Raw genomic sequence first — 23,469 nt, 5'->3', positions numbered from 1 at the left:
ATGTTACGGTAATGGTTTCAGTATCGCGCCAGAACGGGGAGATCGGTGAAGTACACCCTGGAGTATCCCAGCGAACTACCCACCGCACCTGACGATTTCCTGCAACCCGAGGTCATCCGTGCGGTCGCCACGCAGGCCGAAGCGGCGGGTTTCTCGGCGGTAGCTCTGAGCGAGCATCCGGCCCCGTCGGTGAAGTGGCGCAACAACGGCGGTCATAACACGCTGGACCCGATCGCCGCGCTGAGTTTCATGGCGGCAGCTACCACGCACATCCGGTTGATGACCAATCTGTACGTGCTGCCCTTCCGCAACCCGTACCTGTCAGCGAAGGCACTCGGAAGTCTGGACCTGATATCCGGCGGTCGGTTGATCGCCGGGGTCGGCGCCGGCTACCTGCGATCGGAGTTCTCGGCGGTGGGCGTGGACATCGAGCGTCGCGCCGAGCTGCTCGACGAGGCGCTGACATCACTACTCGCAATCTGGACCGACCCCGAAACACCAATTACCGGTACCGATTTCGCCGCAGTGGGGACCGTGTTTCTGCAACCCCCAGTTCAGCGACCCCATCCACCGATCTGGATCGGCGGGAACGGCAAGGCCGCCATCCGCCGGGTCGTCGAACACGGCAACGGGTGGATGCCGATCATCGCCGCCCCGGGCATGGCGTCGGCGATGCGTACCGCGACCATCGAGAACACCGAGCAGTTCGGTGCCACCGTGCAGCAACTACGTGAGCGCCTCGCCGACGCCGGCCGTGACCCGCTGTCCATCGACATACAGGTGGTGTGCCCGTACACCGATCTGGAGGACGAAACCTCGCTGCGCCGCGCGCGCGAGGTTCTTGCCGAACTGGCCGGCCACGGCGCCACCTGGGCCGTCGTGCATGTGGACGGCAGCAGCCCGCAGTCCGCGCTCGACTACATCAAGGCGTTCGGGGCGGAGATGACCGGATAGCGCGCTACACCCGTTTCGGAATGCCGGTGGCTTTTGAGAAAATCGCGTCGGCGATTGGCGACGGCAGGATCCGGGTGTAGGCGTGGGCTCGCGATCCCTTGCCGACGAGATACCTCGCGCGGGGGCGCCTGTCGGTCAACGCGCGTTCAATAGCCACCGTGATCTCCTCCGGAGAGGAGATCACGCCGTCCATCAGGTCAATTGCCTTGTGCATACCCTCGGAGTGCTTGGCATACAACTTCTGATGCTCGGCACTCATCTTGGCGATGTTCTCTTCATGCTGTTCGTGCGAGCCCTTGCTCATATCGGTGTCGATCTGCCCAGGCTCGATCAGGCTGACCCTTATACCCCAGGGGCGCAGTTCATTTCGCAGTGAATCAGCAATGGCCTCCAACGCGAATTTGGAAGCCCCGTACGCGCCCAGTGACGGGGTGGCCACTCGCCCACTGGTCGAGGAGATGAACACAAGGCGTCCGCGGGCATTGCGGATCAGCGGCAGAACGGCCTGGGTGACGCCGCTCGAGGATTACCTCGACGGGGATGAGCGGCTTGGCCATTTGTCGATGGTACAAGGCCGGTGAGCTGGCGTTTACCGGCGACGCGGCCGCTCACCGGGCTAGGCGGTCTTGAACTTCAACAGGGTCCGGGTCAGGTGCAGGCTGGTGATCTGCCATGTGCCGTCACGCTTTTCGTAAGTCTCGTGATAGTGGCCGGCCCCATGCAACTCGTTGCCACCTTCAAAGAACAGCATGTCCTCCATGGCCCAGATGCCCGTCGCGGTGGTGTCGGACGTCAGCATGATCTCGGGGGTGTGGCAATGATGCACCGTCGCCGCATTCTGCACCCCGCCCCAGACCACCGGAAAGAACTCGTCGAAGCCGTTCAGCGGCGGCGCGGTCTGCGGATCGGCACCACCGGTCGAGACGGCCATGTCCAGTTTCACCACGACGTCGTCGACGAACAACGCCCGCCACGCGTCGATGTCCTTGGTGTCCAGGAACCGGCAGTAGCGGGCCTTGAGCTGCTTGATCGCCTCGATGTCGTCGGACAACGGGTCACCTCCTGGTCGACTGCGGTGGACTATACGGTAGGCATTTCAGTCGACCGCCGAAACGGTATTCCAGCAGAAGAAGTGCGAGAGAAGACCTGCTGGAATGCCGTTTCGACGGGCGAGCCCACCTTGCGCGCTTTCTATGCAGAAACCGCTACTGTAATGTCTTCCGTACCTATGGCGAGAGCAGTGAAACAGGAGGGCAGCGAGCATGAAAGTGCCGTTCACCTGGAAGGTCACCGGCTGGTTCATGATCGGCTGGTCAGCCGAGTACGAGGTCGGCGATGTGAAGGCGCTGAAGTACTTCGGCGAGGATCTCGCCGCCTACCGCGACGAGTCAGGCGAGCTGCACGTCCTGGAAGCCCACTGCAAGCACTTGGGCGCGCACATCGGTCACGGCGGCAAGGTCGTCGGTGACTGCGTCGAGTGCCCGTTCCACGGTTGGCGGTGGGGACCCGAGGGCAACAACACCTACATCCCCTATCAGCCCGACAAGCCCAACCGCGGACTGCGCCTGCGGTCGTACCCGGTCAGGGAGCAGTACGGTTGCATCTTCATGTGGTACCAGCCCGCCGGCCTGGAACCGCAGTGGGAGCTGCCCGACATCTTCCACAAGTTCCCGCAGTTCGAAACCGACCCCGATGCGTACTACCGGCCCTACCCGGAGTTCTCCAGCCGGGCCGACGCGATCCCGGTCCACCCGCAGATCGTGGCCGAAAATGGTCCCGACAGTTCACATTTCCGCTATGTCCACGGCGCGACCGTGACGCCGGTGTGCCTGCACTGGGAACACGTCGACGAGGAATGGCGGTTTCTGACGGGCTGGCCCGACGCACGCAGTGACGATCCGGACGAGATGGCACTGCGGATTCACAGCCACTTCTCCGGGCTCGGGTTCGCCATGAGCGCCTTCGAGGGTTCGTCCAACCACCGGTTGATCTTCGCCTGCACCCCGGTCGATGACGAGGTGTCAGACATGTTCTACTCGATCTGGTGGCCCAAAGTGCCCGGTGAGACCTCCGACATCCCGCCCGAGCAGGTGCGTGCCAAGGTCGAGAAGCAGTTCCTCAAAACCGTATGGGAGGACTGCGACATCTGGCGCTACCAGAAGTACGTCGAGCATCCCCCGCTGGCCAAGATCGACGCCAAACCGTATATGGCCATGCGAAAGTGGGCTACTCAGTTCTACGAGGTCCCTCCCGTCGACACAGTCGCCCACGCATGAAGGTCAACCTGACCGAACTGGTCGCACCCGAGCACACCGCGATCGTCACCCAGGAATGCCAAGGGGCGGTAGTCGGTCCCGACGCCGGGCTGGCCGCACTGGCCGACGAGGCCCGGCGGCAGGCGCTGCCCAACATCGCCAAACTGCTGCCGGCGGCCCGGGCCGCCTCGGCCCGGGTGGTGCACTGTCTGGTGCAGCGACGCCCGGACGGGCTGGGCTCCAACCACAACGCCAAGATCTTCGCCATCGGCCGCAATGACGTCGGCATCCTGCCCGGCAGCCCGGGTGCCACGCTGCTTCCCGAATTCGGCCCGGAGCCTGACGATCTCGTTCTGTCCCGCTGGCACGGCCTGGGCCCGATGGGCGGCACGGACCTGGATGCGGTCCTGCGGAACCTCGGAGTGCGCACCATCGTGGCCGTGGGCGTCTCGGTGAACATCGCGATCATCAATCTGGTGATGGACGCGGTCAACGCCGGCTACCGCGTGGTGCTGCCCCGCGACGCGGTGGCCGGAATTCCGACGGCCTATGCCGACGCGGTCATCGACAATACGTTGTCTCTGCTGGCCACCGTCACCACCACCGAAGACCTGCTGCACGCCTGGCAGCGCTGACCGCCCAAGAGGAGAAACCCGTGCAGTTCACCGTTCCGGCCGTCGCCGAAGCCGTCGCCGCCGCCCTCGGAGACCGCCCGCTGATCGTCCAGGGCGACCGGCGCTATACCTACCGCCAGATCGTGGACCGCTCGAATCGGCTGGCTGCGTATCTGCATTCGCGCGGACTGGGTGCACAGACCGAACGCAGTGAACTGGCCGGCCACGAGGTCGGCCAGGATCTGCTGGGCATCTACGCCTACAACGGTCCCGAATTCGTCGAATCCCTGCTCGGTTCCTTCCGGGCCCGGGTCGCCCCGTTCAACGTCAACTACCGCTACGTCAAGAACGAATTGCAGTACCTGCTCGCCGATTCCGGTGCCTCAGCGATCGTGTACCACGCAGCGTTCGCACCGCGGGTGGCCGAGATCCTCCCCGATCTGCCGGCACTGCGGGTACTGATCCAGATCGCCGACGATTCCGGCAATGAACTGCTCGACGGCGCAGTGGATTACGAGTCGATCGTCGGCTCCCCGACACTTTCGCTACCTCCCGTGCAACCCAGCCCCGACGACCTCTACGTGCTGTATACCGGCGGTACCACCGGTATGCCCAAGGGCGTGCTGTGGCGCCAGCACGACATTTTCATGACCGCGTTCGGCGGACGCAACATGGTGACCGGTGAGAAAGCGCAGTCCGTCGAGGAGATCGTCGGGCGTGCGGTCGAGAATCCGGGCACCAAGTTGCTCATCCTGCCGCCGCTGATTCACGGTGCGGCGCAATGGGGTGCGATGACGGCCGTGACCACGGGACAGACGGTGGTGTTCCCCAGCGTGGTCGACCGATTCGACGCCGACGACGTGGTGCGCACCATCGAACGCGAGCAGGTGCTGGTGGCGACGGTGGTGGGTGACGCCATGGCGCGCCCGCTCCTGGATGCCATCAAGGGGGGCACCGCAGACGTGTCGTCTCTGTCGGTCGTGGCCAACGGCGGCGCGCAGTTGACCCCTTACGTCAAACAGCAACTCATCGACTCGAAAGCCAACCTCATCGTCATCGACGGCGTGGGTTCGTCGGAGACCGGCGCCCAGATGAGCCACATGTCGGCGCCTGGCGCGGTGTCGACCGGCACCTTCAACGCCGGACCCGATACCTGTGTGGTGACAGAGGAATTCACCGCCGTCCTGCCCGCCGGTCACGATGGGCTGGGCTGGCTGGCGCAGCGCGGGTTCGTGCCCCTGGGGTACAAGGGAGACGCCGCCAAGACCGCGGCCACCTTCCCGGTGATCGACGGCGTGCGCTACGCGACACCGGGCGACCGGGCCCGCCACCTGGACAGCGGGGCGATCGAACTGCTCGGCCGCGATTCGGTCACCATCAACTCCGGCGGCGAGAAGATCTTCGCCGAGGAGGTCGAATCCGCAATCGCCTCGCACCCGGCAGTGCAGGACGTCGTCGTCACCGGCCGCCCCAGTGAACGCTGGGGACAGGAGGTGGTGGCTGTCGTTGCGTTGAAAGAGGATGCCTCTACAGACGCCGATGACCTCATCCGGCACGCGGAATCCTCGATCGCCCGCTATAAGCTGCCCAAGGCCGTGGTCTTCCGCCCGATCATCGAGCGCAGCCCGGCCGGTAAGGCCGACTACCGGTGGGCCCGCGAGCAGGCGGTCAGCGAAACTTCTTGAGCCTCGAGGCGGTTCGGCTACGGGCTCGACGCAGACTGAGGTCCGCGCTGACCCGCATGGACGCGCTGAACGGCCTGGCCGCCTGACCCGTGACACTGAACGGCAGGTCGCTGCCGACCACGGTGCGGTAGTGGCTGAACGCATCGAAGCCGGCCTTGCCGTGGTAGGCGCCGGTCCCGCTGCGGCCGACGCCGCCGAACGGGGCACTGGACGGAATCATGTGCGCGGCAAAATCATTGCGGGCCACTCCACCGCTGCGGGTGTGGCCGACGAAATGCCTGAAGTCGGCGTCGTCAGGGCCGAACCAGTACGCCACCAACGGTGACGGGTTGGCGTTGATGTGGTCGACCGCCTCGGTGAGGCTGGAGTAGCCGCGAACCACCAGCACCGGCCCGAACACCTCTTCGCTCGCGATCCGCATCCGGTCATCGACGTCCCGCACGATGGTGGGAGCGATCTTGCGGGACACCGGATCTGGCAGCACCTCCCCCGCCGGTACGAGGGAATCGATCCGGGCGCCGTGCGCACGCGCGTCGGCGATCAGGCCGACGACGCGGTCGAAATTGGCCTGGTTCACCGAGGAGCAGTAATCGGAATTGCCCACGATGGTGGGAAACAGATTGGTCAAGGTCTTGCGCGCCCCTGCGACGAACCGGTCGACCCCAGCCTCGGGAACGAAGACATAGTCCGGGCATACACACACCTGACCGCCATTGACCATGCGCGCCTGGGCGATTCGGTTCGCGGCCCGTTCGATGTCGGCGCCGGGCGCCACCACCACGGGGTTTTTACCGCCCAGCTCCAACGTCACCGGAACCAGGTTGTGCGAGGCGGCCCGCGCCACCAACTCCCCGATCGAGGGTGAGCCGGTGAAGAACAGGTGGTCGAACGGTAGGCCGGCGAACTCGGCGGCGACATCCGGCCCACCGGTCACGACCTGCAGCTCGGCCGGATCGAAGTACTTCGGTGCCGTCGCCGCCATCAGCTCGGCGGTGCGCGGGGTGACCTCCGACATCTTGATCATCACCCGGTTGCCTGCTGCGAATGCCGCTGCCGCGGGCAGCACCGTCAGTTGGATGGGGAAGTTCCACGGACCGATCACGCCGATCACGCCGAGCGGACTCGGCAGTACTTCGGCGCGCAGGCCCGCGAATCGGGCGGCCCGCATCAACTTCGTCGCACGCATCCATTGCGGCACATGCGCTCTGGTGTGCTCGATGACCGAAAGCATGCCGAGTATCTCGGCGAAGAACGCCGCCGACCGGGAACGTGATCCATAGTCGGCCGCGGTAGCGGCGACGAAATCCTCTGAGTTGTCGAGGATCATCGCGAGCAGCCGGTCAATACGGTTGCGGCGCAACGCGACATCGGGCGGACCATCGGCGATGAAAGACCGGCGCTGAGCAGCCAGCAGCTCATCCAAGCCGCCGCGCTGCGGCTGCACCGCCGCACGCTCCTCGATCGCACTCATCGAATCCGTCTCCTTGGCGATACGTTCCGGAAGCCCCTCCCGGAGGGCTAACGGTAGCACTGTCCGGCCAGGCCGACGACGATTGTCCAGCCCGCCCGAATTGTTTACAGTCATCCTTACTGTCGTTCATTCAGTGAGGGGTCGGCTCATGTCGCAAGCACGCAGAATCATCGTCGTCGGAGCCGGGTCCGGGATCGGAGCGGCCACCGCGACGCACTTCTTCGAGCAGGGCGACCATGTACTCGCAGTCGACGTGCGCACCAATGACACCCCGGCCTCGGAGCACGCGACCTGCGACCTCCGGGACGCCACCGACATCGCCCGATTCTTGAGCGAGATCGGTGATGGCTGGGACATGCTCGCCCACGTCGCCGGGGTTCCGGGCACCGCACCCGCGGCCGACGTCCTCAAGGTCAACTACCTCGGCATGCGCCTGATGACCGAGGGCATGCTGCCACTCCTGCGGCACGGCGGCTCGATCGTCACGGTGGCGTCGACCGCGGCCCTGGGCTGGCAGCAACGCATCGACATCCTCGATGGGCTTCTCCAGCTGACCGATGGGGATGCGGTGGCGCAGTGGCAGACCGGACAGGATCCGGATTTCCCCGTCTACACCACCTCCAAGCAGGCCGCGATCCTGTTCGCCAAGCGGGTGGCGGGCCCGGCGTGGGCCAAGTACGGGGTCCGGGTCAACACCGTCAGCCCAGGGCCGGTCGAGACGCCGATCCTGACCGATTTCGAACAAACCATGGGCAAAGACGTGCTGGATCTGGTCCGTGCCACAGTCGGCCGGCACGCCACCGTCGACGACGTGGTTCCGCTGATCGCCTTCCTGGCCTCCCCCGAGGCGCGTTGGATCAACGGTCAGGATATCCAGGTCGACGCCGGTTTCATCGCGTCGATGAGCAATGGGGCACCGATCCCACTCTGACCGTTCAGCCCCGCGCAGATTCCGATACTGTAATCTTTACAGTAATATGCATCAGTGTGATCGGTCCGTTCCGAATGGTGGGGTGAGCTGTGGATAGTCAAGTGCAGGATGTCGCTTCCGGCGAAACCGCAGACGAGTCCGTCGTCGACACCGCCACCCTGCTGCGCGATCCGTACCCGACCTTCGCGCGGCACCGGGCCAGGCACGGCGTGTTCCGCGGCTCGGTGATGGACTGGTCCAAGACGCCGGAATCCCTTCTGCCCGAACATCAATTCGCAGCAGTGTCCTTCGACGCGGTCAACACAGTGTTCCGGGACGGCAAGTCGTTCAACTCGAAGATCTACGACAACACGATCGGGCTGTTCATCGGCCCCACCATCCTGGCCATGGAGGGCAAGACCCACCGTGACCACCGCAACTTGGTCTCGGCCGCGTTCAAGTCACGCTCGCTACAACGCTGGGAACCCGAGATCGTCCGTCCGATCTGCGAGGCCCTCGTCGATGAGTTCATCGAGGCCGGCAGCGCTGATCTGGTGCGCGACTTCACCTTCGAGTTCCCCACGCGGGTGATCTCCAAGCTGCTCGGGCTGCCCGAAGAAGACCTGTCCTGGTTCCGTCAGCGCGCCGTCGAACTGATCAGCTACACCGTCAAATACAAGCGGGCTTTCGAGGCCTCCGCGGCGCTCAAGGATTATTTCCTCGGGCAGATCGAGCTACGCCGCTCCCAGCCCACCGACGACATCATCGGCGACCTGGTCACCGCGGAGATCGACGGCGAGAAGCTGACGGACGAAGCGATCTTCTCATTCCTGCGGTTGCTCCTGCCCGCCGGACTGGAGACCACCTACCGCTCCTCGGGCAATCTCATCTATCTGCTGCTCACTCATCCCGAGCAGTTCGCCGCGGTGCATGCCGATCATGGGCTGATCGACGCCGCCATCGAGGAGGGGCTACGTTACGAAACCCCGCTGACCACCGTGCAACGCTCGGCCAGCCAGGACACCGAGCTCGACGGGGTGGCCCTGCCCGCCGGCGCGGTGATCGATGTCTGCATCGGGTCGGCCAACCGGGACGAGAATCGCTGGGAACGGCCCGAGGAGTTCGACATCTTCCGGAAGCGGTTGCCGCACATTACCTTTGCCGCTGGCGAGCACACCTGTATGGGGTTGCACCTGGCCCGGATGGAGACCCGGGTGGCCATGGAGAGCCTGCTTTCCCGGGTGCGCAACCTCGAGCTGGTCACCGACGACGACCCACACATCTTCGGCCAGCCGTTCCGCTCCCCCACAGACATCCCCGTCACCTTCGAGCCGGTCCGCTAGGAGGCGCCGCCATGGTCAGACCCGCGAGCACCCGTGGTCGTCAACGCCGCGAGCGCGGGTCGATCAGTGTCGACGAAATTCTGCGCGGCGCTTTCGAAATCGCCGACGAGGTATCGATCGACAACCTCAGCATGCCGCAGCTGGCCCGCCATCTCGATGTCGGCGTGACCAGCATCTACTGGTACTTCCGCCGCAAGGACGAGTTGCTCGACGCGATGACCGAGCGCGTGCTGCGCGATTATGATCTCAGCGTGCTGTCCATCGAGGCCGCTACCTGGCGAGAATCCCTGCGCGCCCACGCGCACCGGATGCGTGAGATGTTCACGAGCAATCCAATTGTGTGCGACCTCATCCTGATCCGCGGCACTCGAGGCATCCCGGCGGCGCGCACGGCACTCGAGAAGATCGAGCAGCCGGTGGCCGCACTGGTGGCGGCCGGGCTCACCGCGAAACAGGCCTTCGACACCTACACGGCCATCTCCGTGCTCGTACGTAGTTCCGCTGTGCTGCAACGCTTGCAGACCCGCACCGCCGAGGTTCAGTTTCCCCGCGAGTACTGGGAACAGGTGATCGACCCCGATGCAATGCCACTGATCGCCTCGATCCCCGGGCGTGGCCACCGCATCGGCATGGCCGATGACGGGAACTTCGACCACATCCTCGACAGCATCCTGGATCGCGCCACATCACTCTGCCGAGCAGACGCGTAGGTACCTCAAAACGCGCGATCTCGGGTACTTTCGCGTCTGCTCGCGCCATGATGGGTCACTGCCGGGGCAGCCGCCAGCCGATGGTCTTGGTCTCGGTGTACTGCGCGAACCCCTCGATACCGCACTGTCTTCCGACACCACTGTTCTTGTATCCACCGAAAGGTGCGTCCGCGCCGTAGTACATCCCACCATTGACGCCGATGGCCCCGGTACGGATGCGCCGGGCGATCCCCATCGCCCGCTCGGACGACGCCGACATCACCGCACCGGCCAAGCCGAACGCGCTGTCGTTGGCGATGCGCACCGCCTCTTCGTCATCGTCGAACGGGATCATCACCAACACCGGCCCGAACACCTCGTCCTGGGCGATCGACGAGCGCGGGTCTGCCCCGACGATGACGGTGGGTGCGACGAAGTGTCCGCCGGCCAGATGCGCAGGCAGTCCGTCGGGTACCCCGCCGCCGACCACAATGTCTGCGCCGTCGCGGCGGGCACCGTCGATGGCGTCGAGCACCCGTTGCTTGGCAGCCGCGGTGATCAGCGGTCCCACCAGCGTGGTCGGCAGCGCCGGGTCGCCGACGGGGACCGCCCCGAACGCCATCGTGACATTGGCGACCGCTTCGTCGAACAGGCTGCGGTGCACCAGCATCCGGGTATTGGCGGCACAGGCCTGACCGGCATGCACGCATGCCCCGATCGCGCCGGGGATGACGTGGCCGGACTTGGCGTCGTCGAGGACGATGATCGCCGACTTTCCGCCGAGTTCGAGGAAGGTGCGCTTCATGGTGTCGGCGCCGACCCGCATCAGATGCCGGCCTACCGCCGTCGACCCGGTGAACGACACCATGTCGACACGAGGATCGGTACCCAACTGTCCGGCCACCTCGTTGGACGGCGTCGGCACCACATTGACGACGCCGGGCGGCATGTCGGTGCGTTCGGCGATCAGCCGGCCCAACCGGGTGGCATTCCACGGCGTGTTCGGATCGGGTTTGAGGACAACGGTGTTGCCTGCGGCCAGCGACGGGCCGAGCTTGTTGAGGATTACCTCGATCGGAAAATTCGACGGGGTGATCGCGGCGACCACACCGACCGCCTCTTTGACCACGGTGCGGGCGTTGCGCTCACCGAATAGCCCGCCGCCGTCGAGCGTCCGTTCCCACCCGAATTCGTCGATCATCCGGGCCGGGTATCGCAGCGCATCGGCCAGCGGCCAGTCCAGCTGCGCATTCTCCGTCGTCATCGCCGGGCAGCCGACCTCGGCGATCAATTCCTCACGCAGATCGTCCTTTTCAGATTCGATGGCGTCCTGCAGCTGGGCCAGCACATGCTTCCGCAAGCCGCGATTGGCACTCCAGTCGGATTCGTCGAATGCGCGCCGGGCCGCACCGATCGCGGCGTCCATGTCCGGCGTACCTGCGGCCGCGGTCGTCCCCAGCACCACGCCCGTAGCCGGGCTGAGGTTGTCGAATTCGGCGCCGGACGCCGCCGACACCAGCTCGCCGTCGATAAGCATCCGCTTCTCGGCGCGGCCGGCGGCGCGCCTACCGATGTCCACACTGGTGACGGCCTCGTCCACGACTTCGCTCACGCGTACAACTGTAACACTTACAGTAATGTCCTCCGCCGCCGAAACGGCGTTCCAGCAGGCGAGTACTCGTACTTTCCCTGCCGGAATGCCGTTTCGCGGGACATCAGCGGGATTCCACCTGCACCGGCACACCCGTCAGCCAGGACATGCCGGCCAGCGCCTCGACATCGGCCGGATCGCTGGACATCAACTGGTTGACGTTGGCACCGCCGGCCTGATTGGCGATCCGCCAGCCACCACTGCCTTTGTGACCCCATCCATGCGGTATCGCGACGGTGCCGCGCACGATGTCGTCGGTGAGCGACAGTGCGATGTCGATCTGGCCGTAGGGCGATCGAACCCGCACCTCGTCGCCATCCGCGAGGCGACGCACCGCAGCATCCTCGGAATGCATGAGTGCGCGGTGAAACCTGTTGCCGCGCATGAGCAACGGCGAATTGTGCAACCACGAGTTCTCCGAGCGTGGCTCACGCATCCCGATCATGCGCAGCGGAAAGCCGTCCGGTGCAGCGCGACGCGACATCGCGGTGATCTCCGACGCGATGTCCTCATGTGCGAGCCGTATCCGCCCCTTCGGATACACCACCACCTCGCCGAGCACTCCGGTGCGGAGATTGGGCGCCACCACGACGCCGTGCGGATGTTCTTCGGCCAGGCGGCGGAATGTCAATCCGCCATGGCGCAGCCCGAAGCGGTCACCGCCGTCGGCCATGCGAATCATCATGTCGATCATCGGCCGGGGACTGAGCCGACGGCCGCGTCGGACGGCTCGCTTGGCCGCCAGCCGAATCGCGACGAAAACCGGTGTACGAACACCCATTCTGCCGATCAGGTCAACGACGATGTCCCATTCGGTGCGAGCCTCGCCCGTCGGTTCCACCACCGCGTCGGTGGCCTGACGGAACGGGGTGGCCTGGAACATCTGGAACGTCACGGCGAAGTCATCGCGCTCGTACATCGTCGTCACCGGCAGCACGTAGTCACAGTGCGCGGTGGTCTCGTTGACATAGAGGTCCAGCCCCACTGACAGATCGACCGCGCCCAGCGCTTCTTCCAGCTCCGCTCCGTTGGGGACCGATAGCACCGGGTTTCCCGCTCCGATGAACATCGCCTTGACCTGCCTGTCACCGGGCGTGGTGATCTCCTTGGCCATGAACGCAGCAGGCTCGGCCCCGATCACGGACCGGAACCCGCCAACCCGAGTGCGTTTGGTGCGGTAACTCCTACGGAGCGAGACGCCCATCGCCATCGAGCCCCACTTCTGACCGGGGATGCCCAACGTGCTGAACACGCTGCCGCCCGGGGTGTCCAGATTGCCCGCGACGAGGTTGACCGCGTCGAGGAGGTAGGTGGTCAGCGTGCCGTTGCGGCCGACACACGTCCCCAGCCGGCCGTAAACCGCCGCTCGCGGGATGGACGCCAGATCGCGAGCCAACGCACGCACCGTGTCCGGGTCAATACCGGTGTGAGACTGCGTCGCTTCGGGAGTGAACGGCGCGCATTGCCCGTGCAGCCAGTCGAGGCCGTCGGCCTGGGTCCGGGCCCTGGCACTTACCGACCCCTCGGCGAACAGCACTTGCAGAATCGACAACAGGAGGTACGCATCCGCATCCGGGGTGATGCCGAGCCATTCGAACTGGGCGGCAGTCTCACTGCGCCGCGGATCGACCACCACAACCCGGCCGCCGCGCTTGACGATGTCGTGCATGCGGTCTTTGATCCGCGGCGCCGTCAGAAAACTGCCATGGGACACCACCGGATTCGCGCCGAGCATCACCAGCAGATCGGTCCGCATCAGGTCTGGAATGGGCACTGGGAACGGCGCGCCGTAGAGGAATTGATTGGCCAGCAGCCGGCTGCTGGTGTCCTGGGTCGAGGAGCTGAAGAAGTGGCTGTCGCCACCGATCCCCTTGGCGAACGCCATCGCGGCGAACAGGTGTGAGTAGCTGAAGGCCGCGGGATTGCCCATGTACCAGGCCAGAGCTCCGGAACCGTGCCTGCGGTGGATCTCGGTCAGCCTGGCAGCGATGTCGTCGAGCGCGGCGTCCCAGCTGACGGGCTCGAACCCGCTCTCGGTGCGCTTCAGCGGCGTGGTCACCCGGTCCGGATCATTGACCACCTCGGTGAACGCGATGCCCTTCTGGCACGCGAAGCCCGCCGAGAGCGGATGCTCCTTGTCCGGGCGCAGCGCGGTGAGGCGGCCGTCTTCGACGGTCGCGATCATCCCGCAGAGCGGCTCACAGATGCGGCAGAAGGTCGGTTTCTGCTCGACGGTTGACGGTGACATCGATACCTCCGAACAGGGGCTGGAACACTGCCCGATATACGCTACTGTAAGAATTACAGTTGGTGTGCGTAGTCCGGCGATAAGAGGAGCTCACAATGCAGAAAGCGCTGGCCCCAGAGATCTCGACGTGGCCCGACGCCGAACCCCAGCTGATCGGCAGCCGCTGCACCGACTGCACAGCCACCACATTCCCAGCCCAGGCCCGCTGCCCCAAATGCTCCGGCGGTAACACCGAACAGACCCGCCTACCCCGGCGCGGCACCGTCATCGCCTGGACCACCCAGGGCTTCCCACCCGGCGCCCCCTACAAAGGCCCCACCGGAAAAGCCTTCGTCCCCTTCGGCGTCGGCCTCATCGAACTCGCCGACGACACCGGACCCGTCCTGCGCGTCGAAGGCCGCCTCACCGAAAACGACCCCGCCAAACTGCAATTCGGCATGGACGTCGAACTCACCATGATCCCGTTTGCGAAGGACGAAGATGACCCCGATAGCCCGGTCGACATCGTCACCTTCGCCTTCGCGCCGAAAGGTTCCGCCCAATGACCAATGACGTAGCCATCATCGGCGTCGGCCTGCACCCGTTCGGCCGCTTCGAGGGCAAGTCCGCGATGGCGATGGGTGTGGATGCCATCTTCGCCGCGGTCGCCGACGCCGGAGTCGACTGGAAAGACATCGGCGCCGCGACCGGAGGCAGCTGGACGGTCGCCAACCCCGACGCCATCGTCGGGATGGTAGGCCTAACCGGCATTCCGTTCACCAACGTGTTCAACGCCTGTGCCACCGCCGCCAGTGCCACAAAGGCCTGCGCTGACGGGATCCGGCTCGGCGACTACGACATCGGCATCGCCGTCGGCCTGGACAAGCACCCCCGCGGCGCGTTCACCGAAGACCCGTCATTGGTCGGGATGCCCAGCTGGTACGCCGAGAACGGCCAGTACCTCACCACACAGTTCTTCGGCATGAAGGCCAACCGCTACCTGCACGAGCACAACATCTCTCAGCGCACGCTGGCCAAGGTGGCCAACAAGAACTTCCGCAACGGCGCACTGAACCCGAACGCGTTCCGGCGCAAGCCGATCAGCGAGGACGACATCCTCAACTCGACGATGCTCAACTATCCGCTGACCCAGTACATGTTCTGCGCCCCCGACGAGGGCGCGGCCGCAGTGGTGATGTGCCGAGCCGACATCGCGCATCGCTACACCGACAAGCCGGTGTACCTCAAGGCCGTCGAGGTCCGGACCCGCCGCTACGGCGCCTACGAGGTCAACACCACCTGCGCGCCGGTGGAAGAGGACGTGGCTCCGACGGTGTACGCCGCCCGCGCTGCGTTCGAAAAGGCCGGGGTCGCGCCCGAAGACGTCGACGTCGTACAGCTGCAGGACACCGATGCCGGCGCCGAGATCATTCACATGGCCGAATGCGGATTCTGTTCCGATGGCGACCAGGAGAAGCTGCTGGCCGACGGCGCCACCGAGATCGGCGGGTCACTGCCGGTCAATACCGACGGCGGCCTGATCGCCAACGGCGAGCCGATCGGCGCGTCGGGCCTGCGCCAGATCCACGAGCTGGTGCGCCAGTTGCGTGGCGAGGCCGGTGACCGTCAGGTGCCCGGCAATCCGCGGGTCGGCTTCGCACAGCTGTACGGAGCCCCCGGCACCGCCGGCGCCACCGTCCTGACCCTCTGATTTCATCGCCGAGCAGACGCAAACCCGTACCTTTTCGGGCAAAAACCTACCGGTTTGTGTCTGCTCGCCGGATAGGGAGACCACCAACATGAATGAACAGTTCAGGGACGCACCAATTTTCGATGCCGACCAGCATATGTACGAAACCGCTGATGCGCTGACCAAATTCCTACCCGAGCAATACAGTCGCGCGGTGCAATACGCGCAGTTCGGTCGTCAGACCCGGGTGGTCATCAACAACCGCGTCACCGACTTCATCCCGAACCCGACCTTCGAGCGCGTCGCCGCGCCCGGTGCGCACGAGAAGTTCTTCGCGGGCGAAAACGCCGACGGCCTGACGTTACGGGAGATGCAGGGCAAGGCGATCGAGGCGCCCGCGGCCACCCGAAACCCGGCGGACCGCGTCAAAGAGCTGGACCGCCAGGGTGTGGTCGAGGCGCTGAACTATCCGACGCTGGGCAGCCTCGTCGAGCACTCCAGCGCCGACGACCCGCAGCTGACCCTGGCCATCGTCCACGCCCTCAATGAGTGGATCCTCGAACATTGGGGCTTCGACTACGAGAGTCGGGTGTTCTCCACACCCATCATCAACCTCTCCGAAGTCGATGCGGCACAACGGGAACTGGAGTGGATCCTTGCCAACGGCGGCAAGGTGGCGTTGATCAAGCCCGGCCCGGTTAACGGGCTGCACGGCTGGCGCTCCCCCGCGCTGCCGGAGTTCGACCCGTTCTGGCGTGACGTCGAGGCCGCCGGTCTGCCCATCGTGCTGCACGCCAGTTATCCTCCGCTCGACGAGTACGTCAACAAGTGGGAACCGCCCTACACCCAGAATTTCATGGCGCAGAGCGCATTCCGCTGGATGGTGCTGGGCCACCGCGAGATCGCCGACATGCTGGCCGCCCTGATCTGCCACGGCACCCTGACCAGGTTCCCCAAATTGCGCATCGCCAGCGTCGAGAACGGCAGCAGCTGGATCTTCCCGCTGTTTCACGATTTCGCCGACCTGTACAAGAAAATGCCGCAGAACTTCCCCGAGCACCCGCATGATGTGTTCCGCCGCAACATCTGGGTCAGCCCGTTCTGGGAGGGATGCGTTTCCGACGTGGTGGAAACGGTCGGCTGGGACAAGGTGCTGTTCGGATCGGACTACCCGCATCCCGAAGGCCTGGCCGAACCGAAGGGTTTCTGGAAGTACGCCGAGGGCATGGACATCCGTCGTACCTACGACTTCATGGGTGACAACGCCCGACGGTTCATGGGCCTGCCCATCGCCAACCCCGATCCGGACGCGGTCAAGCCGCCGGCATTGGTCGGCACATAGCGCTTGAGCCGCCGGCCCTCACCGGCAGTTGGAGAAACGAAGCTCGCGATCCGCCGGAGTGGATGACATGCTGGCCGCTGTTCTGCGGGATGTACTCCCGAAGTCCGGGCATCCACGGGCCGAAAAGATCCTTGGCGCTGATAACCAGGCGCAGCTGCTCGCCGGGGTGGAACACCATACCGATCGGGGACAGCTCGATCTCGACATCGACGACGTCACCCGGGTTCAGCTTCTCGACGCGGTCGAAGCTGTGGACAGGGACTTCGTCGGTCGATGCCGTCTGGTCCAAGTGCCGCATCGACACGCGTAGACGACCGCACGACCCCTTGTACCGAAGGATCGAGGCCCCCTGTTCGGTCACGTCGTGGATCATCGCCGACTGGTTGGGCACGGTGAATTCCTGCAGGGCCGTCCCTTGCGCGTTCAGTTTCTGGACGAAGACGAAGAGATCCATGTCGTCACTCCCGTTCGCTTCGACCCATAGCCGCGCCTTGGGATAGCCGACCATCGTGGTCTCCTCGTCAAAGCGGACGATGAACGAGACCAGGCCCGGATTGGCTTCCGCCTCATACGTCGTCGCCACGTCCCCTGCCGGTGCGTCCATATGCAGGGTGCGTGTGCGACCGTCAAGGTAGTACTTCGTGTAGACGACGCCTTGCGGTGGAAACTTGTCTGCCGGCAGGTTGACCTGATTACCACCTTCAAGATCGAGGACGGCGTACCGGATGCGCGGAGTCTGCTCCCAGCCGTTGTCTTCACTCTTCAGGAAGTGATCGAAGAACCTGCGCAGGTCCTCCCTGTTCGCCTCGTCGTAGTAGTCCGGCCATTCCTGGCTGTCGTGGATACGCAGCCACTTCTGTTTTGAACCCAACCCGCGCCACGCGCGGAATGTGCCCACCGTATGCAGAGAATTGGAGTAGCTGGCCACTACGTACGCCGGCACGTTGATGTAATCGACGCGTGGGATCTTGTTCTGCCACAAGGCGTTCATGAGCGGATAGCGCTCGGCCTCGGCGAGGATGTCCTCCTTGCGACTCTTACCCCAATAGCTGTTGTCGCGGAGCTGTCTGGCGAACCCGGTGTCGGGCATGCCGCCGCGCATCACGAGATCGCGGTAGACATCGCTCACGCCCTCCCACGGATTGATCGCGGCCAGGTGGGGCGGCCGCTCGGCAGCGGCGAACCATTGCGCGACAGCGAGATAGGAGGTTCCACTCATCGCCACCTTGCCGGTGCACCATTCCTGGACGGCCAGCCACTCGATCAGATCGTGGCAGTCCTGACCCTCTTGGCGATCCCATAGAACACTGTCGCCCTCTGAATCTGAGACACCGCGAACGTCCGGGTTGCAGATCGCATAGCCCTGGGCACACCAATACGCCGGGTCGGGGCCCTCAAACTTGTGCAGACCGGAGACGATTCCGTTCTCCAGGCCGACCAGCCCGAACACTCCCATGGCCGCTGGGGCACTGCCCTCGCCCTTGCCATACGGGCTCCAGGCCACAATGACCGGCACTTTCGCGGCGCCGGCGGGCCGCAAAATATCGACATAGGTTGTCACACCGTCCCGCATCCGGACGGCCACGTCCTTATCCAGCACGATGTCGACCGGCAACGCCTTGAATGCTGGTGCGAGGCGAAATCCCGCCGGCAGAGTACGCATACCCGGATCGAATCCGCTCAGCACTCCGTACCTGTCACCAGGTTCCAACGGACGGGACGGCATGAATACTTTCTCCTGGGCCATATCCACCCCTTTCAGTCACCCCTCGATCGGGGCATGATCGCCCGATCATATCAACACACGTTGATATTCTACACAAGGAGCGGTAAATTGCAGCCATGAGCGCGAGGATTCGGCCGGCACCGGAACAGCGCCGCGGGCGGCGGCCGGGTACCAACACGACTCGGCAATCCATCCTCGACGCGGCCCGCAGCCGGTTTGCCAGTCACGGATTCGCCGCGACGACCATCAGGCAGGTGGCGTCCGATGCCGGGGTTGATGCCGCCCTGGTGATGCAGTTCTTCCGGTCCAAAGATGAGCTGTTCGCCGCCGTGATGTCGATCTCACCGGATACCTTGGCGCGCTTGACCAGTGCGTTCGACGGACCTCACGAACGCCTCGGAGAACGAGTTGTCCGCACCTTTCTGGACGTGTGGGTGGGTGCCCCGGCGGATTCGGAGCCACTCATGGCGATGCTTCGAGGCGCCGTGGTCAACGAGCAGGCGAACACTCAGCTGCGCGAATTTATCCAGGCACGGCTCCTCGATGCCGCCGCCGCGGGCGCCATCGACGACGACGCGGTGCTGCGGGCCGGGCTTGCGTCGTCGTTGCTGGTCGGCCTCGTCATGGGGCGCCAGGTCGTGGGTGTCCCCGTGCTCGTCAAAGCCGATATCGCGACGCTGGCGGCACTCGTCGCACCGGCAATCCAAAGCGTGCTGACATCGAAGCCATGACCAGGATCGAAGGAGCTGACCTGATGCGCATCATCACCGTCGAAGAACACTTCGAGCACCCTGAGGTCAGTAAGCGGGTCCTCCAGTTGGGCGGTCCGCCCAGCGGATTACCCGTGGACGAACTTGCCGAGTTCGGTTCGGTTTTCAACGACGACCGCGATGCGGCAACTCGACTCGGTGGGCATCGGCTGGCGCACATGGACGCGGTGGGCATTGACGTTCAAGTGGTTTCGCACGGCAACGGCAGCCCCGGCACGCTGGCCGCGCCGCAGTCGGCGGAACTGTGCCGTCAAGTCAATGACTCATTGGCACAACAGATCTCCGAACATCCCGATCGATTCCGTGGCTTCGCCACCCTGCCGCTCTACGATCCTTCCGCCGCGGCGGAGGAATTGCGTCGCTGCGTCGGCGATCTCGGATTCGTCGGCGCATTGATCGCCGGAACATTCGACGGACTCTTCCTCGATGACGCCCGTTTCGATCCGATACTCGCCGCGGCGGAGGCAGTGGACCTGCCCATCTATGTTCATCCTGGGCTACCTCACCCGCAGGTCTCGCGGCCCTACTACTTCGGCGACTGGTCTGCCGCCATCGGAGTGATGTTCTCCGGTCCCGCATTCGGCTGGCACGCGGAAGCCGGTATCCACGTCATCCGGCTGATCCTGTCCGGTGCGCTGGACCGGCACCCGCGCCTGAAACTGCTGAGTGGCCACTGGGGGGAAGTGATGGCGTTCTGGCTCGAGCGCCTCGACGAAACCTTCGCGTTGGTTCGACCAGGCCATGACCGCAACGTCAGTGACTACTACCGCGAACAAATCTGGGTCACTCCATCGGGAATGTTCAATCAACACCAACTTGACCACGTGGTGGCCGACCTGGGGGCCGACCGAATCATCTACTCCGAGGACTTCCCATACGTCAAGCGCGACAACGTCAGCGAATTCCTCACCGGTTCCGGGCTTTCCGATCAGCAGATGCACGCCATCGCCCATAACAACGTCGAGTCCCTGTTACGTATCTGACCGCTCAGATGCAATCCGCTCTGACTTAGCCGGGACCTTGCCCCGGCAAATATGAGTCGGCGCCGAGGTTGTTTCACCGACCGGCCGAAGCGCACACTATTTGTATTCAATACAGGTGATGCACAGCTACCGCGTCGCATTCGGTCGCGGGGCCTGGCCTACGGGGGCACAGCAATGCCGAACACAACGACACTCGCATTCACGCGGACGAGCACTTTCGCGCGCCGACTGATGGGATCCGCAGCAACATTCGCCGCCGCGGTGATGTTCATCATCGTGGCGCCGAGCGGGGTTTCACAGGCCGAACCCGGCGTGTGGGACATCGAGGACTTCGACTCCTGCACTGACATCCTCAACGACGGTCTCGACGAATCCATGCAGGAGAAGATCGACGACACCAAGGGTTGCTGCCGGCACAGCGGCGGGGTCTGGAACGAGGGCCAGCAGAAGTGCGAGGCCCCACCGGCTGAAGCCGGCGCGGCCGGTCGAGTTCCCGAGGGTCTCGTGCCCCGCGGCGATCTACAGGTGGCACCGTCGGCTCCGCCGCCGGTATTGGTTCCCATTCAACCCAGCCTGGCACCGACCGGCTAAGTGCGGCTGCCCGGTAGCGGCGGGAGCGGCTGCGCGTCGGCTGGATTGAGGGCATCGAGCATCAAGCTCAGATACCGACGACGCAATTGCGGCGGTTGATCGAGTGCCACGGACGCGGCCGGAGGCCCACGTGCACGGGCACCGCGGCGATGACGCGGTGACGGGTTCACCCAGGCCAGCCGCGTCGTGGTGGCGGCCGCGGTGATCATGATGTCGATGCTGGGCGAGACGCCCGCCTAGCTGCCGACCAGACGCGTATGTACCCGACACACCCGGGGTTTGGGTACATATGTGTCTGCTCGCGCTAGGACACCCGTGCCTTCGGCGCCGAGTAGTTCGGCTTGCCCAGGCCCAGCACGTGCTGGGCGATCATGTTGCGGAACACTTCGAGCGTCCCGCCGTAGATACCGACGAGCGGCGCGAACCGGTACACGTACTCGCTGCGGTCGTCGGCTCCCCCGTCGGCCCCGATCGGCAGTGCGGCCACCGATCCGGCGATGTCCATCAGATCCGGGGCAATGTCACGCATGGTCTGTGCCAGCGCGACCCGGCCGAAGATGCTGGGCGAGGACAGGGAGGCCTCCAGACGAGCCACGCTGCGCCCCAACCGATATGCGACAGATCCGTCGTCAACGGCACCCGACCGGCCTACCAACGCGGCCACATTGTCCGCCGCCTCGGCCATGAATCCGGCCTGATGCATCATGATCGCGACGTCGGCCAGACCGTCGTCGGCGGCCGCGACGGCCCCGTGCTCGGCGTCGAGCGGTTCACGCACCACTGTCCAGCCGCCGTTGACATCGCCGAGCCGGTACTTGTCGTCGACCCGCACGTCCGAGTAGTAGACGATGTTGGTGCGGTCACCGTCGACGGTCCGGATGCCCTGGATCTCGATGCCTGGCAGATCGAGCGGAACGAGGAACATGGTGAGGCTCTTGTGTTTCGGCGCCTCCGGATCGGTGTTGGTGATCAGGAAGACGTACTGGCAGTTGTGTGCGCCGGTGGTGAACATCTTGGACCCATTAATGATCCAGCTCGACCCATCCGCTTCTCGTACCGCACGGGTCTTGCAGGTGGCCACATCGGAACCACCCTCAGGTTCGGTGTAGCCCAGGCACAACCGCACGGTGCCGTCGAACACCCCACGCAACACGTCGTCACGGATCTCCGGGCCGGCGAACTTCGCCACGGATCGGGCGACCATCGAGGTGGTCCCCCACGTCACCCACGGCACCTCGGCCCGGCGCTTCTCCAGCTGCCAGATCCGCGACTGCACCCGGGTGAACCCACCATCGGCCTGGGACTTGAATTCCTTCTCGAGGTAGCCGGCGGCGCCGAGTGCCAGGTGCACGCCCTCGTCGAAGTTGTCGCCGGTCTCGCGGTCGCGACGGATGACGTCCTCGGTCACGACACTGGACAGAAATTCGCGCACTTCGGTGCGGAACGCCTCGTCCTCCGCGGACAGTTCGACTGTTGAGAAATCCACGCCTGCTCCCCTAAACCTTTGCCGCTTCACGGCTCTCGCGAGCCGCGACGATGTGAGCGATGTGCACCGCGGTGGCGCCCGGGTCACCACCGGCCAGCGCCCACCCTCGCGCCCGCACCAGGTACGCGGTGGCGGCGGCCTCCGCGGACACCCCCAGTCCACCCTGAACGTGTACCGCCATGGTGGCGGCCTTGGCGGCCTCCTCGGCCATGAAGACGAACGCCGACGGGGCGAGCTCGGCACGCTCGTCAGGCTCGTTATCGAGGAACCATGCCGCCCGCCGAGCCAGACCCCGCCCGCTCTGAACAGTGATCGCGATGTTGGCCAACGGATGTGAAATGCCTTGCAGCGTCCCGATCGGCACACCGAGGGTGTACCGGGACTTGGCGAACTCCGCGGCGATCGTCATGGTCTCCTCGACCAGACCCACCAGCACCGCCGCGGTCAGCAGACGCCATTCGTCCAACGCCCGTTGATATTCCGCCAGGGCGTCGGCACCGCTGGCCAGCACGACCCGGGTGTCTGCGGCGGACGGGTCCACCCACGCCATCGGCAGCTTGCCGATGTTGTCGACGCGGGCAGGCCGCGTGGAGAATTCCAGCTTCACGACGTCGTCTCCATCGCGGACGAAGATGTGGTCGGCGATCGACCCGATCGGGATGAGCCGGGCGCCGGCCGGCGCCACCTGCTGTGGATCGAGCCCGACGATCTGGGTGCCCTGCACGATCTCTTCGGACTCGCAGGCCCCCAACCTGGCGAGCAACCGCGCCGCGACGACATGGTCGATCCACGGCACCGGCGCCAATGAGCGCCCGAGCTCCTCAGCCACCAAGGTCAGGTCGACCAGGGTTGCCCCGTCACCGCCGACAGATTCCGGAAGCGCCATTGTCGTGGCGCCCATGGCGCACAACCGTTCCCACAGACTTTTGTCGAAGCCCGACGGTTCGGCCGCGCGCACTGTCTCGATGTCGGAGTGCGTCTTGAAGAACTGCCGGTACGCGGTCTGCAGGTCGACGTGGTCCTCGGTCAGGCTGTAGTCCAGCCTGCGCAGTTCGTAGCGGTCCATCCGTGCTCCTTTCTCG

22 protein-coding genes are annotated in these 23,469 nt (G+C 64.9%); 13 read left to right on the top strand and 9 right to left on the bottom strand.

Going from position 1 to position 23,469, the window contains the following annotated elements; translation table 11 throughout:
- Window positions 1-45 precede the first annotated feature (45 nt).
- On the top strand, window positions 46-954 hold the full coding sequence (locus HBE63_RS06035; RefSeq protein ID WP_166903941.1) for an LLM class F420-dependent oxidoreductase: 909 nt from the start codon (window positions 46-48) through the stop codon (window positions 952-954).
- A gap of 4 nt (window positions 955-958) precedes the next feature.
- On the opposite strand, the gene HBE63_RS06030 is transcribed toward HBE63_RS06035, so the two are convergent.
- Together HBE63_RS06030 and HBE63_RS06025 are read right to left on the bottom strand one after the other, a co-directional pair.
- A complete protein-coding gene (locus HBE63_RS06030) occupies window positions 959-1,420 on the bottom strand; it encodes an SDR family NAD(P)-dependent oxidoreductase (protein ID WP_243858534.1) in 462 nt (153 codons plus the stop codon).
- A 150-nt stretch (window positions 1,421-1,570) separates the two neighbouring features.
- Window positions 1,571-2,005, bottom strand: a complete 435-nt coding sequence (locus HBE63_RS06025; RefSeq protein ID WP_166903940.1) for a nuclear transport factor 2 family protein — start codon at window positions 2,003-2,005, stop codon at window positions 1,571-1,573.
- Between the two features lie 211 nt (window positions 2,006-2,216).
- On the opposite strand from HBE63_RS06025, the gene HBE63_RS06020 reads away from it, so the two are divergent.
- Genes HBE63_RS06020 through HBE63_RS06010 form a run of 3 tightly spaced genes read left to right on the top strand, consistent with a single transcriptional unit; the run spans window position 2,217 to window position 5,508 of the window.
- A complete protein-coding gene (locus HBE63_RS06020) occupies window positions 2,217-3,230 on the top strand; it encodes a Rieske 2Fe-2S domain-containing protein (protein WP_166903939.1) in 1,014 nt (337 codons plus the stop codon).
- The gene (locus HBE63_RS06015; RefSeq protein ID WP_166903938.1) at window positions 3,227-3,844 is read left to right on the top strand and encodes a cysteine hydrolase; all 618 of its coding nucleotides are present in this window, start codon (window positions 3,227-3,229) and stop codon (window positions 3,842-3,844) included. Before HBE63_RS06020 ends, HBE63_RS06015 begins: the two co-directional genes overlap by 4 nt.
- A gap of 20 nt (window positions 3,845-3,864) precedes the next feature.
- Window positions 3,865-5,508, top strand: a complete 1,644-nt coding sequence (locus HBE63_RS06010) for an acyl-CoA synthetase (RefSeq protein WP_166903937.1) — start codon at window positions 3,865-3,867, stop codon at window positions 5,506-5,508.
- On the opposite strand, the gene HBE63_RS06005 is transcribed toward HBE63_RS06010, so the two are convergent.
- Window positions 5,492-6,979, bottom strand: a complete 1,488-nt coding sequence (locus HBE63_RS06005; protein ID WP_166903936.1) for an aldehyde dehydrogenase family protein — start codon at window positions 6,977-6,979, stop codon at window positions 5,492-5,494. The two genes, HBE63_RS06010 and HBE63_RS06005, sit on opposite strands and share 17 nt — an antisense overlap.
- A 148-nt stretch (window positions 6,980-7,127) precedes the next feature.
- Between HBE63_RS06005 and HBE63_RS06000 the strand changes: the two genes are divergently transcribed.
- From HBE63_RS06000 to HBE63_RS05990, 3 genes are all read left to right on the top strand, one after another.
- Window positions 7,128-7,910, top strand: a complete 783-nt coding sequence (locus HBE63_RS06000; protein ID WP_166903935.1) for an SDR family oxidoreductase — start codon at window positions 7,128-7,130, stop codon at window positions 7,908-7,910.
- Between the two features lie 89 nt (window positions 7,911-7,999).
- The gene (locus HBE63_RS05995; RefSeq protein ID WP_371814925.1) at window positions 8,000-9,232 is read left to right on the top strand and encodes a cytochrome P450; all 1,233 of its coding nucleotides are present in this window, start codon (window positions 8,000-8,002) and stop codon (window positions 9,230-9,232) included.
- A gap of 11 nt (window positions 9,233-9,243) precedes the next feature.
- Window positions 9,244-9,942, top strand: a complete 699-nt coding sequence (locus HBE63_RS05990) for a TetR family transcriptional regulator (RefSeq protein ID WP_166903934.1) — start codon at window positions 9,244-9,246, stop codon at window positions 9,940-9,942.
- A 55-nt stretch (window positions 9,943-9,997) separates the two neighbouring features.
- On the opposite strand, the gene HBE63_RS05985 is transcribed toward HBE63_RS05990, so the two are convergent.
- A complete protein-coding gene (locus HBE63_RS05985; protein ID WP_166903933.1) occupies window positions 9,998-11,533 on the bottom strand; it encodes an aldehyde dehydrogenase family protein in 1,536 nt (511 codons plus the stop codon).
- A 103-nt stretch (window positions 11,534-11,636) separates the two neighbouring features.
- Window positions 11,637-13,820 (bottom strand): molybdopterin-dependent oxidoreductase, encoded by a 2,184-nt coding sequence (locus tag HBE63_RS05980; protein ID WP_166903932.1) that lies wholly within the window; start codon window positions 13,818-13,820, stop codon window positions 11,637-11,639.
- Between the two features lie 95 nt (window positions 13,821-13,915).
- On the opposite strand from HBE63_RS05980, the gene HBE63_RS05975 reads away from it, so the two are divergent.
- The 3 genes from HBE63_RS05975 to HBE63_RS05965 all read left to right on the top strand — a co-directional run bounded on the left by HBE63_RS05975 (window position 13,916) and on the right by HBE63_RS05965 (window position 16,831).
- The gene (locus HBE63_RS05975; protein WP_166903931.1) at window positions 13,916-14,365 is read left to right on the top strand and encodes a Zn-ribbon domain-containing OB-fold protein; all 450 of its coding nucleotides are present in this window, start codon (window positions 13,916-13,918) and stop codon (window positions 14,363-14,365) included.
- A complete protein-coding gene (locus tag HBE63_RS05970) occupies window positions 14,362-15,510 on the top strand; it encodes a thiolase family protein (protein WP_166903930.1) in 1,149 nt (382 codons plus the stop codon). Before HBE63_RS05975 ends, HBE63_RS05970 begins: the two co-directional genes overlap by 4 nt.
- 88 nt (window positions 15,511-15,598) lie before the next feature.
- Complete coding sequence (locus HBE63_RS05965) at window positions 15,599-16,831, top strand: amidohydrolase family protein (protein ID WP_166903929.1); 1,233 nt, start codon at window positions 15,599-15,601, stop codon at window positions 16,829-16,831.
- Here HBE63_RS05965 and HBE63_RS05960 read toward each other — a convergent pair.
- Window positions 16,803-18,578 (bottom strand): CocE/NonD family hydrolase, encoded by a 1,776-nt coding sequence (locus HBE63_RS05960; protein WP_166903928.1) that lies wholly within the window; start codon window positions 18,576-18,578, stop codon window positions 16,803-16,805. The two genes, HBE63_RS05965 and HBE63_RS05960, sit on opposite strands and share 29 nt — an antisense overlap.
- 95 nt (window positions 18,579-18,673) lie before the next feature.
- Here HBE63_RS05960 and HBE63_RS05955 point away from each other — a divergent pair, with 95 nt between their 5' ends.
- The 3 genes from HBE63_RS05955 to HBE63_RS05945 all read left to right on the top strand — a co-directional run bounded on the left by HBE63_RS05955 (window position 18,674) and on the right by HBE63_RS05945 (window position 20,901).
- Entirely contained in the window at window positions 18,674-19,288 is a 615-nt protein-coding gene (locus HBE63_RS05955; RefSeq protein ID WP_166903927.1) for a TetR family transcriptional regulator, read from the top strand.
- Entirely contained in the window at window positions 19,285-20,310 is a 1,026-nt protein-coding gene (locus HBE63_RS05950; RefSeq protein ID WP_243858533.1) for an amidohydrolase family protein, read from the top strand. Before HBE63_RS05955 ends, HBE63_RS05950 begins: the two co-directional genes overlap by 4 nt.
- A 231-nt stretch (window positions 20,311-20,541) precedes the next feature.
- Window positions 20,542-20,901, top strand: coding sequence for a hypothetical protein (locus tag HBE63_RS05945; protein WP_166903926.1), 360 nt, complete (start codon window positions 20,542-20,544; stop codon window positions 20,899-20,901).
- On the opposite strand, the gene HBE63_RS31135 is transcribed toward HBE63_RS05945, so the two are convergent.
- From HBE63_RS31135 to HBE63_RS05930, 3 genes are all read right to left on the bottom strand, one after another.
- Window positions 20,898-21,110, bottom strand: a complete 213-nt coding sequence (locus HBE63_RS31135; RefSeq protein ID WP_208301533.1) for a hypothetical protein — start codon at window positions 21,108-21,110, stop codon at window positions 20,898-20,900. The genes HBE63_RS05945 and HBE63_RS31135 overlap by 4 nt on opposite strands.
- Before the next feature lie 95 nt (window positions 21,111-21,205).
- Window positions 21,206-22,387: an acyl-CoA dehydrogenase family protein gene (locus tag HBE63_RS05935; protein WP_166903925.1), complete on the bottom strand. Its 1,182-nt coding sequence runs from the start codon at window positions 22,385-22,387 to the stop codon at window positions 21,206-21,208.
- 10 nt (window positions 22,388-22,397) lie between these two features.
- A complete protein-coding gene (locus HBE63_RS05930; protein ID WP_166903924.1) occupies window positions 22,398-23,453 on the bottom strand; it encodes an acyl-CoA dehydrogenase family protein in 1,056 nt (351 codons plus the stop codon).
- Between the last annotated feature and the right edge of the window lie 16 nt (window positions 23,454-23,469).

Source organism: Mycobacterium sp. DL440 (assembly GCF_011745145.1).
In the GTDB taxonomy this organism is placed as follows: domain Bacteria; phylum Actinomycetota; class Actinomycetes; order Mycobacteriales; family Mycobacteriaceae; genus Mycobacterium.
Note: the sequence above shows the minus strand (reverse complement) of the source record. Positions and strands in the feature narration are given on the sequence as shown.